This is a genomic window from Xenorhabdus sp. PB61.4 (assembly GCF_963894935.1).
Taxonomy (GTDB): domain Bacteria; phylum Pseudomonadota; class Gammaproteobacteria; order Enterobacterales; family Enterobacteriaceae; genus Xenorhabdus; species Xenorhabdus stockiae.
This window is the reverse complement of the sequence record NZ_CAWQJR010000025.1, coordinates 1-10,926: the sequence shown is the minus strand read 5'-3', so window position 1 is coordinate 10,926 and position 10,926 is coordinate 1. Positions and strand designations below refer to the sequence as shown.

The 10,926-nt window shown below is 42.6% G+C and carries 8 protein-coding genes and 3 pseudogenes; 4 read left to right on the top strand and 7 right to left on the bottom strand.

All coding sequences use genetic code 11. The features are described from left to right. Positions 1–73: 73 nt before the first annotated feature. Positions 74–1,198, top strand: coding sequence for a hypothetical protein (locus tag AACX68_RS02585; RefSeq protein WP_228860509.1), 1,125 nt, complete (start codon positions 74–76; stop codon positions 1,196–1,198). A 183-nt stretch (positions 1,199–1,381) separates the two neighbouring features. After that, a pseudogene (locus AACX68_RS02580) lies at positions 1,382–1,888 on the top strand (transposase); the annotation flags it as partial. A 238-nt stretch (positions 1,889–2,126) separates the two neighbouring features. On the opposite strand, the pseudogene AACX68_RS02575 reads toward AACX68_RS02580, so the two are convergent. Continuing rightward, positions 2,127–3,097: pseudogene (locus AACX68_RS02575) on the bottom strand (IS110 family transposase). 152 nt (positions 3,098–3,249) lie between these two features. On the opposite strand from AACX68_RS02575, the pseudogene AACX68_RS02570 reads away from it, so the two are divergent. Next, positions 3,250–3,465 (top strand): annotated as a pseudogene (locus tag AACX68_RS02570) (transposase); the annotation flags it as partial. A gap of 226 nt (positions 3,466–3,691) precedes the next feature. Here the strand turns inward: AACX68_RS02570 and proS are convergent. The 6 genes from proS to metN form a co-directional block, all read right to left on the bottom strand. Then, a complete protein-coding gene (gene proS, locus AACX68_RS02565; RefSeq protein WP_228860508.1) occupies positions 3,692–5,413 on the bottom strand; it encodes a proline--tRNA ligase in 1,722 nt (573 codons plus the stop codon). Positions 5,414–5,644: 231 nt separating this feature from the next. Beyond that, positions 5,645–6,361, bottom strand: coding sequence for a tRNA (N6-threonylcarbamoyladenosine(37)-N6)-methyltransferase TrmO (gene tsaA / locus AACX68_RS02560; RefSeq protein WP_099108893.1), 717 nt, complete (start codon positions 6,359–6,361; stop codon positions 5,645–5,647). Positions 6,362–6,395: 34 nt separating this feature from the next. Continuing rightward, on the bottom strand, positions 6,396–6,788 hold the full coding sequence (gene rcsF, locus AACX68_RS02555; protein ID WP_228860507.1) for an Rcs stress response system protein RcsF: 393 nt from the start codon (positions 6,786–6,788) through the stop codon (positions 6,396–6,398). A 240-nt stretch (positions 6,789–7,028) separates the two neighbouring features. Continuing rightward, on the bottom strand, positions 7,029–7,844 hold the full coding sequence (locus AACX68_RS02550) for a MetQ/NlpA family lipoprotein (RefSeq protein ID WP_099108891.1): 816 nt from the start codon (positions 7,842–7,844) through the stop codon (positions 7,029–7,031). A gap of 252 nt (positions 7,845–8,096) precedes the next feature. Further along, entirely contained in the window at positions 8,097–8,750 is a 654-nt protein-coding gene (locus tag AACX68_RS02545) for a methionine ABC transporter permease MetI (RefSeq protein ID WP_099108890.1), read from the bottom strand. Next, complete coding sequence (metN, locus tag AACX68_RS02540) at positions 8,743–9,774, bottom strand: methionine ABC transporter ATP-binding protein MetN (protein WP_228860506.1); 1,032 nt, start codon at positions 9,772–9,774, stop codon at positions 8,743–8,745. The genes AACX68_RS02545 and metN overlap by 8 nt, the downstream gene beginning before the upstream one ends. Positions 9,775–9,962: 188 nt before the next feature. On the opposite strand from metN, the gene gmhB reads away from it, so the two are divergent. Further along, entirely contained in the window at positions 9,963–10,529 is a 567-nt protein-coding gene (gene gmhB / locus AACX68_RS02535; RefSeq protein WP_228860505.1) for a D-glycero-beta-D-manno-heptose 1,7-bisphosphate 7-phosphatase, read from the top strand. Positions 10,530–10,926: the final 397 nt, after the last annotated feature.

Genomic DNA, 10,926 nt, shown 5'->3' with positions numbered 1-10,926 from the left:
CCTGTTTAATAATACTATGATTTTTAACCCTGATCTTCTTAGATAGCAAAAATCATCTCTTTCACTTCCTCAGATGATAGGGAATATATTTATTAAAAGTCAGAGTGAATATCTTGAATTTAATTCTGACAGAACTAATTTTGTTGATAATTATTTAACTAGAAACTTAATTAAAACCCTTGAGTCTTTAAATGATTTTATTCAAAAAAGTGGCTCAAAAATAAAAAATGAATTAAAATATGGTAAAAATCAAGTCCCTACCGGAGGTGCAATCCCAATTAACACCTCTGAAGAATCAAATATTAAAACAGCATCTATCTTAATTGATAGAAGTAAAACCACTAATTTTTATATCCCTTCAGAACAAATTGATTTAAGTGATTATATATCTCTAGCGAATGATAGCCTAGGGAAAAATATAAATAAAGATGAAATTAGAATAATTGTAAATAACAAAAAAACAAGTAAAATACTAAGTTCAATAGAAACACCATGTGATATAACTGTGAATTTTCGATATGATGACCCACTAACTGGCATTGTATCTAAAGATGTTTATTTATGTTTCGAAAAAAAAACCTCAAATATTTCAGGTAAGACAAATGGAAACTCTTTATTTACAATACAATCAGGAACAGATTATAAAGTCGATATTGAAATTGTATCAGATATAATTTATGCCATAGATAAGGTATATTCCACCAAATCAAAAAATGATTACCTGCCTCTTATAGCTTGTTCAATTAGATCAATTTTTGAAATATCTAAGGATAGAACAATCAGAAAACACAAAAATTTATTCAAAAAATTTAACAATGCAAAGTTTAGTGAAAAAACAAAAAGAGAATTAAAAGATACTCTATTGAGAGATGCAATACATATATTCTATTTGGTTAAAAAAAACGCAAAGCTGCAAGGATATATTTCTGAAGTTTTAGATATTAGTTTTAAAACGTTTAATAATTTACTGGATTTAAGATTACTGAGAGAGGCAATTAAAAATTCACATATAGGAGCCCACCAATCTACACGATTCTTGTCTAAACCAAGAATAGAAAATGGCGCTGACATTTGTGGTATTTTCACTGTTATTTGTGACATTTTAATAAAAATGGATAAAAACAAATTAAACGATCTATATATCAAAAAAATAAATGAAGATGATTTAAATTTTTATTTTGATTCATTAGTAGAATAACCTTCCTATTTTTATAATCAGAACCACCCGCATAGCGGCTGGTTCTGATTACTAACAAAGTGCTGGTTTTTTATCCGGCACTTTGATTTAATCAAATTCCGTTCACCAGACGGAGCTTGCCGCTATGTTAAGAATCCCCCTCTCCAGACTTTCCCACCCGAAACACTCTCGCTCGATGCGCTTGTGCCTCAAAACCATTTAGTCCGTCAAGTCGATGCCGCCCTTGATTTCGAATTTATTCGTGATTTAGTCGCCCCTTTGTATTGCCGCAATAATGGCCGCCCGGCGATAGACCCAGTCATGCTGATTAAAATGATGTTACTAGGGTATTTATTTGGCATCCCCAGCGAACGCCGGTTAGTCCAGGAGATTCAGGTCAATCTGGCTTACCGCTGGTTTTTGCGACTCGGGCTGACAGAAAAAGTCCCGGATGCCTCAACCCTCAGCCAGAACCGACGACGCCGATTCAACCATTCTGATGTTTTCCAGTAAATTTTCGACCGCATCGTCGAGCAGGCTATCAACAGAGGCTTTGTTAGCGGCCGGGTGTTCTATACGGACAGCACGCACCTGAAAGCCAGTGCCAATCCGCATAAATCAGAGAATGTCTTGCGGTCGGTCCTCCCCGGGGCTTATCTGGACGAGTTGGAAAACGCCGTGAATGAAGACCGGGTGAAGTCCGGAAAAAAAGCCTGACCATATATGGACGCCCCGGTTGTGCAAGCACTAAATTGATACGGTTTGCTACCATATATCCGGCGTCATTATGGACTCATTTGTCCGCGCCATGATGTCATCCGCACCCTGTTTCCTTATCACAACACCGGTATCTCACTACCTTGGTCAAGAGCAGGCTCTAACAGGGACGGGAGCCGTTTTTTCATCAGTGTTTGCAAACTCGTTAATGCGTCTATTTTTTGTTACTCAATTAATTGATAATAAAAGATTTTTGCATATTAAAATCCACGTCATCCAGCAAAATACGCCAAATAATCTGGGTCAGTTTGTTGGCTCAAGCCACCGTGGCTTTCATGAACCCGCACTGGTCAATCAGTTTTCTCAGCCACTCTCCCAGATAATCATCCCGTTTTTGAACACAACGCATCACGGCACGGGTACCGTGAATGATTAACGTTCGGAGATGACGATTGCCATTTTTGCTCAGGGAAGACAGGCGGCTTTTTCCTCCTGAACTGTGTTGCCGGGGAACCAGTCCACACCAGACAGATAGCTGTCGGCCATTGGCAAATTGGGATGTACTGACGTCACTCACGAAGGCGGCCGCAATAAGAGGACCAACGCCGGGAATAGTGAGCAGATGCTAATAACCCGTTTGCTGACGGGAAAGTGCCGCTATTTCGTTATCCATGTCATGAATGCCGGTGTTCAAATTCTGCATCTCTTCCCATAAGGTATGCAATAAACGACGCAGTACACAAGACCGGTTATTGCTGTCATCTTCCAGAATATCAGGGAGATGCTGTTGAAGTTTTTGAATACCGGCAGGCACAATCAGTCCTGATTCAGCCAGAAAAGCCCGCATTTGGTTAACAAATGCGGTACGCTGTTCCACCATGAATTGCCGTGCACTGTGCAGTGCCTTGATATCTTGTTGTTCCACAGTCTTGACAGGAACAAAATGAAGACCTAGACGATAGGCCGTTTCACAAATAGCCAGCGCATCATTGGCATCGTTTTTTGATGATGGCTGAAGGCCTTGACGTGTTGAGTCGGGACTAACCTGACGGTATATCCCATCGCTTGCAGCGTTCGCCCCCAGTAGTGAGACGTTGCACAAGCTTCCATCGCAATGACAGTGCCGGGTGGAAAAGAGCGCACGGTATCAAGCAATTTTTGCCGTGAGATTTTTCGGTTCGAGGCGATAGAACCGTCCGCCATCCAGACACAGACTTAAAAAACGTTTTTGGCGAGGTCAATGCCAACGACTTTGATCGTATTCATGATAGGTTCTCTCCCGAAAAATTCAGTGCATCGGAAAGAAAGATGGCACTCTTTGCCGCTGAAAAAGGGGCCGTCCATCACATCACAACAAAAAGGCGAGAGAGATTCGTTTAACCCCGTGGGGTAAAAAGATACATAAGCGCCGGAAAGAAACGATAGAGCGCAGTTTTGCGGATGCGAAACAGCATCATGGGCATCGTTACACGCATTTTCGGGGTTTATTGAAAGTCCAGATACAGTGCCTGCTGGCAGCAACAGCAGGAAATATCAAGAAGATAGCCTTACTGGTGGAGGTCCTTTGTTAGTTTTATCTGCGATGCCTTCGTGTATTTAACGGAGTCAGAAACCCAATCCTGTGCCGGAAAAGAATTGGCCGGGGAGGAAGCAGGAAAAATCGAAAGATGAGGATTTATGATGAAGGCAACAAACCGCGTTATTTTCAACGCGGTTTTTCAGCAGTCTGAAACCTGCGCACTGAGTACGCAGGTTTTTTTATTACTGACTTTGCCTGATCGCAAGATCAAGGCTTAATCATGATTGTTTGATGTTATTTTTCAGGTAATCCACCACGTCTTCCAGTTTTAGCATCTGCTTATCACCGGTACGACGGTATTTGTATTCCACTTCGTCGTTATCGAGATTGCGATCACCAATAACGACAGTATGTGGGACACCCATTAATTCCATATCAGCAAACATGACACCTGGACGTTCTTTGCGATCATCTAAAATGACATCAACACCACTAGAACGTAAGTCTGCATAAAGCTTTTCTGCCACTTCTTTGACACGATAAGATTTATGCATGTTCATTGGCAAAATTGCTACCTGGAATGGGGCAATGGCATCTGGCCAGATAATACCGCGATCATCGTGATTTTGTTCGATAGCAGCCGCGACAATTCGGGTGACACCAATTCCGTAACATCCCATCGTCACAACTTGATTGTGGCCATCTTCGTTCTGTACGGTAGCTTTCAGTGCATCTGAGTATTTGGTGCCGAGCTGGAAGATATGACCGACTTCAATACCACGCTTGATCAGTAACGTGCCCTGACCATCCGGGCTGGCATCACCTTCAACCACATTACGGATATCTGCAATTTCTGGCAGAGGAAGATCACGTTCCCAGTTAATACCGAAATAGTGTTTATCATCAATGTTGGCGCCCGCACCAAAATCACTCATGACAGATACAGAGCGGTCAATAATTACAGGCATAGGCAGATTAACAGGGCCTAAAGAACCAGGGCCAGCGTTGACGATAACCCGGATTTCTTCTTCTGTCGCGAATTGCAGCGGGCTGGCGACTAAGGCCAGTTTTTCTGCTTTGACTTCATTTAATTCATGATCACCACGAACCAACAAAGCAACCAGTTTGTGTTCGCTTTCTTCTGCAGCATGAACAATCAGAGTCTTGACCGTTTTTTCAATCGGCAGGTTGAACTGTTCTACCAGTTCCGCGATGGTTTTCGCCTTTGGTGTATCCACCACACGCATATCTTCTGTCGGAGCAGCGCGTTCTGCGGATGGCATGACAGCTTCAGCCAGTTCAATATTAGCTGCGTAGTTAGACTCTGTGGAGAAAACGATATCATCTTCGCCGCTGGCAGCCAGAACCTGAAATTCGTGAGATGCACTACCACCAATGGAACCTGTGTCAGCCAGAACAGCGCGGAAATCCAGCCCAATGCGGGTAAAGATCTTACTGTAAGCATCGTACATCTTATCGTAAGTCTCTTGCAGGGATTCCTGAGTGGTATGGAAAGAGTAAGCATCTTTCATGATGAATTCGCGTGAGCGCATAACGCCAAAGCGTGGGCGAACTTCATCACGGAATTTGGTTTGGATCTGATACAGACTTAGTGGCAGCTGTTTATAAGAAGTCACTTCATTGCGAACCAGATCAGTGATGACTTCTTCATGGGTTGGTCCCAGAACAAAAGGACGGGCACCGCGATCTTCAAAACGCAGTAATTCCGCACCATATTGTACCCAACGACCACTTTCCTGCCATAAATCTGCTGGCTGAACTACCGGCATGGAAACCTCAACCGCCCCGGCATTATTCATTTCGTCACGAACAATGTTTTCAACTTTTCTCAACACGCGGACACCGGTTGGCATCCAGTTGTACAAACCTGAAGCGAGTTTACGGATCATTCCTGCACGAAGCATCAGTTTATGACTGACTACTTCTGCATCAGCAGGCGTCTCTTTCAAAGTAGACAGCAAATATTGGCTAGTACGCATAGTAAGTTTCCATTGGACAGCAAATTGCTTCTAGGTGGCAATGAATACAGAGCCACCGAACCCAAAAATAAAGTAAACCGTTAGTCTACCAGTGAGTTTGTGATGTCAAAAGGAGTTTTATCCCTTTCATCTTTCAAATTGTCTCTTTGTTGGCTGCACTCACTCACCCCAGTCGCATAGTTATCTATGCTCAGGGATTCGTTCCCTTGCCGCCGCGATACAATTCGAAATCTATTGGGGATAGCGGAGTTCGATAGAAACTACTTCCGTTATGGCACCATTAATTAACCAACGGACATTAAAATCCAGAATATGAGCAGCGTATATGCGGTTTTCCTGCTCTTTTTTGCGGTAGGCCGGACGCGGATCCTGAGCCAGAATCTGGCAGATAAAGCGTCGTAATTGCGGATAACTTACCTGATGGCATAAAAGTTGATGTTCTGCGTTTGAAGAAAAACAGACCTCCATATCTGTATTTGGCGCTTCCTGAGCAAATCCTGCTTTGGCATCAGGACGTGATTCAGCAAAAGGCAGATAAGGTTTAATATCAAGTACGGGCGTTCCATCCACGAGATCCAGGCTGCCAAGTTGTAGCAGCACGCGATTGTTCTGGTAATCAATCCCTTTTAGTTCAACTAAAGACATCCCAATAGGATTAGGGCGGAAAGTTGAGCGGGTGGCAAATACACCCATTTTGGCATTACCGCCTAAGCGGGGAGGGCGAACCAGCGGGTTCCAGCCCCCATTCATCGTTTGGTGAAAAACGAAAACAATCCATAAATGACTGAACTGTTCTAACCCCCGTACAGCATCTGCCTGATTATAAGGAGCGAGCAATTCGAGTTGCCCCGTGCCATCTTCCACCAGACCCGGCTGACGGGGAATGGCAAACTTCTCTTTATAAGGAGAATGAATGGTTCCTATTTGAGTAAAATGAAAATCTGCCATAAGTCTTTTTCAGTACCAAATTTACAATGAATAATTAATTCGTGGTTTTTATTGCCGTACCTTCGCAGATAGCTATCTGATAACAGCCCTGACCAGACATAATGGCACATTGGTGAAGTAAGACGGCGTTAGCATTCAGGCGGGAGGCTTTTGCCAGCATCTTCTGCCGTGCAGTTGCGATACTGGCCGGAGGATCCTGAAATGTATTGCGGCAGGATTCACCAGCAACAATACCAAGATCTTTAAATGGTGAGCCCAACAACTCATCTGGTTTTTTATAAAGCCGGACATAAGTTGCCTCTTTATTTCTGAGAGTTGGATATTGTTCAGCTTCAGAGCCTTGACTGTCAGTTTTATTAATCTGAGTTGGCAATGAAGTACACCCAACTATAAAAAGCACCATGAAACAGACAGGTAACATACGCATTGAGCTTTATCCTTATTACGGTTGCATCAGTGAGTGTGGGATTAATTCCAATATATCCTTCGTCTTTCAAGTTGCCTCTTTGTTGGCTGCACTCACTCACTCCGGTCACATAGTTAGCTATGCTCCCGGGGATGAACTCGCTTGCCGCCGCGATGCAATTTGAAATCCATTGGGTATAAAAAGGGGCGGATATCTTTATCCGCCCCAGAATTTTAATCTTGATTGTTAAAATATGAAAGATTACCAGCCTTTTATTGCTCCGCCCTTGAAGACTTTCTGAGCTTCCTGCTCAACTTCAGGAGATTGGTAGGCTTTCACAAATTTTTGCACATTTTCAGCATCTTTATTATCTTCACGGCTTACGATGATATTCACGTAAGGTGAATCTTTATCTTCAACAAAGATCCCGTCCTGTTCTGGTGTCAGACCAATCTGTCCGGCGTAAGTATTATTGATAAGAGCCAGCGCGATTTTTTGATCATCCAGTGAACGAGGCAGCTGTGGTGCTTCCAGTTGAACAATATCCAGTTGTTTAGGGTTGCTGGTAATATCCAGAATAGTTGGCAGCAGACCAACACCCGCTTTCAGCGTGATAAGACCCTGTTTTTGTAATAACAGCAGAGCACGGCCCTGGTTGGTCGGATCATTCGGGATGGCAATCTGAGAACCATTCTGAAGTTCATCCAATGATTTTATCTTTTTAGAGTATGCAGCCATTGGAAAGATGAAAGAGTTACCCACAATCGCCAGTTTATAGTGACGTTCTTTTATCTGCTGATCTAAATAAGGTTTGTGCTGGAAGACATTAACATCAATGTCTCCTTTGCTCAGTGATTCGTTTGGCAGTACATAATCATTGAATGTTGTCAGTTCAACATCAAGGCCATATTTCTCTTTCGCTACTTTTTTCGCGACTTCAGCAACCTGTAATTCAGGCCCTGCAATAACACCGACTTTAATATGGTTTGGATCTCTCGGTTCCTGACCACAGCCTGTAAGTGCTAGTGTGCCTAATAAAGCCCCGATGACTGCAATGGATTTCAATTTCACTGACATATTTTTACCCCTATTGAATACTGATTAATAACCTGTCTTATTAAATTATCGTACTACTATAGTGAGGCTTTTGAATGTAAGCCCTAATAATATACCCGTCGTCTTTCAAGTTGCCTCTTTGTTGGCTGCGTTCATTCACCCCGGTCACATAGTTATCTATGCTCCCGGGGATTCATTCCCTTGCCGCCGCGATGTAACTCGAAATCCCTAGGGTATAGATGCCGATAATGGCACCTTTTTGTTGAAATAATCTTATTTACGATTCACAGCCTTAACTAAATAGTCGCCGCCTAACTGAATCAGGAAAACCAGAACAACTAATAATGCGAGTACCGTATTCATCACCGTTGCATTGTAGCCAATATAGCCATATTGATAGCCAATCTGACCGAGACCACCCGCACCGACAGCTCCACCCATCGCTGAGTAACCAACCAGCGTAATCAGAGTAATTGTGGCCGCGTTGATCAAACCGGGTAATGCTTCAGGTAATAAAATCTTTTTCACAATCTGAAGTGGAGTCGCACCCATTGCACGTGCCGCTTCAATCAGCCCTGATGGGATTTCTAGTAAAGCATTTTCCACCATACGGGCAATAAAAGGTGCTGCACCAACGGTTAAAGGAACAATCGCAGCTTGTAATCCGATTGACGTTCCTACAATCAGCCGGGTGAATGGAATCATCCATACCAGTAAAATAATGAACGGAACAGAGCGGGTAATATTTACCAGCGCAGAAAGAATACGGTATAGCGTACCATTTTCTATGATTTGACCAGGACGTGTGACATACAAAAGCACTCCAGCCGGTAAACCAATTACGAAGCCAAAAAAGCCGGAAACAAAAGTCATCACGAGAGTTTCCCAGACTCCTTTAGCTAATAATAAAATCATTCCTTCAGACATAACCGAGAACCTCTACTTTCACATGATGCTCTTTTAAAAACGTAATTGTTGATTCAATGCTGCTGTTCTCACCATCTAACTCAGCCAGCATAACCCCGAACTTAACGCCACCGGCATAGTCCATCTGAGAACTCAATATGCTGATATCGATATTAAAACGACGAACTGCCATGGAAATTAATGGAGCATCAACTGATTTACCTGTAAATTCCAGTTTCACTAATGGGCATTTATCCGATGCAGGTTCAGACTGCAACTTTTGCAGATAATCTTCAGGTATATCCAAATGTAACGTGGACTGAATAAACTCCTGAGCCACAGGTGTTTTCGGATGGGAAAATATTGCGCTGACCACATCCTGCTCAATCAGCTGTCCACCACTGATAACGGCAACCTGATCACAAATGCGTTTAACAACATCCATCTCATGGGTAATCAACAGGATGGTTAACCCTAAACGGCGATTAATGTCTTTCAATAATTCCAGAATAGAACGGGTTGTTGCGGGATCCAGTGCGCTGGTGGCCTCGTCACACAAAAGCACTTTGGGTGAATTTGCTAAGGCACGGGCAATGGCAACACGTTGTTTCTGACCACCCGATAAATTGGCTGGATACGCATCATGTTTTTCAGAAAGACCAACAAGCTCCAGTAATTCACTGACTTTTTTCTTTATTTCTGCTTTTGGCGTGTTATTCAGTTCTAAAGGTAATGCCACATTGTCAAATACCGTTCTGGATGACAGTAGATTAAAGTGCTGGAAAATCATGCCAATCTGACGACGGGCACGAGTCAGTTCACGCTCAGAAAGAGAGGTTAAATCCTGTCCGTCAACCAGTACCTGACCAGAAGTAGGGCATTCAAGCATATTCACACAGCGGATTAATGTACTTTTCCCTGCACCAGAAGAGCCAATAACACCATAAATCTGCCCTTGGGGGACATGCAGGTTGATATCAGAAAGGGCTTTTATACAGCGCGTTCCTTGTTGAAATACTTTATTTACCTGGTTCAGTCTTATCATTTTTATTCTTTTTCTCTTATGAGATATAAAAGTGAATAACTTGAAAGCATTTGCAACAAGTCATGAATTGATGTGGATGTTAAGGCGTCTAGACGTCTAAGTCAACTAGGAATAAATTAAATGCTGCATTCTCATTCACTGACAAATCATGCGATACTGTCGACTTTGTACATTCTTGGAGCAATCAGGTGACTCAAGGTATTCCCGCTGTATTTTTAGATCGTGACGGCACAATTAACATCGATCATGGGTATGTTCATGAAATAGATAATTTTCAATTCATTGATGGCACGATTGAAGCCATGCTGGAGTTGAAAAAAATGGGTTATGCACTGGTATTAGTAACAAACCAGTCTGGGATTGCCCGGAAAATGTTTACCGAAGATCAATTCTTGCAGTTAACAGAATGGATGGATTGGTCATTGGCAGACCGGGGTGTTGATCTTGATGGTATCTATTATTGTCCGCATCATCCAGAAGCAAGCGATGAACACTATAAAAAGACGTGTGATTGTCGTAAGCCACAACCGGGTATGTTATTTGATGCCCAGAAAACACTGCACATTAATATGGCGGCTTCTTATATGGTAGGAGACAAAATAGAAGATATGTTGGCAGCGAATGCCGCCGGTGTTGGAACAAAAGTCCTTGTGCGTACAGGAAAACCAGTAACAACAGAAGCAGAACAGTCTGCTGATTTGGTTATTAATAGCCTGTCTGACCTGCCAAATGTGATAAAAAATAGGCAAAAATAGCCTTTTGGATTAAATTGTAAGCGCTTGAAAAAGAAATTGTAAAAAACGCTTGCGTAAATTCTAAGGCTCCCTATAATGCGCATCCGTTGTCACGACAAACACACAAACAAGTCGAGATGACAAGAGTTGAAAGCCGCGAAAATAAAGGCTTGACACTCTGAGAGGAAAGCGTAAGATACGCAGCCTCGCAACCCGGAACGAAAGGTTCGGTTGTAACCGCTCTTTAACAAATTAATCAGACAATCTGTGTGGGCACTCGCAAGACACTATCGAAAGCCGAAAGGCCAAAAAGATTCAAGTCTTGAAGAGTGACTGAAACAGTTAATTCATTACGAACTAACAGTAACGATTCTTTGAGCATCAAACACTTTTAATTGAAGAGTTTGATCATGGCTCA

Bases quoted from the DNA above. Each gene is read 5' to 3' on its own strand.
- AACX68_RS02585 (WP_228860509.1), top strand. From the start codon at position 74: ATGATAGGGAATATATTTATTAAAAGTCAGAGTGAATATCTTGAATTT.
- proS (WP_228860508.1), bottom strand. From the start codon at position 5,413: ATGCGTACTAGCCAATATTTGCTGTCTACTTTGAAAGAGACGCCTGCT.
- tsaA (WP_099108893.1), bottom strand. From the start codon at position 6,361: ATGGCAGATTTTCATTTTACTCAAATAGGAACCATTCATTCTCCTTAT.
- AACX68_RS02550 (WP_099108891.1), bottom strand. From the start codon at position 7,844: ATGTCAGTGAAATTGAAATCCATTGCAGTCATCGGGGCTTTATTAGGC.
- metN (WP_228860506.1), bottom strand. From the start codon at position 9,774: ATGATAAGACTGAACCAGGTAAATAAAGTATTTCAACAAGGAACGCGC.
- AACX68_RS02545 (WP_099108890.1), bottom strand. From the start codon at position 8,750: ATGTCTGAAGGAATGATTTTATTATTAGCTAAAGGAGTCTGGGAAACT.
- rcsF (WP_228860507.1), bottom strand. From the start codon at position 6,788: ATGCGTATGTTACCTGTCTGTTTCATGGTGCTTTTTATAGTTGGGTGT.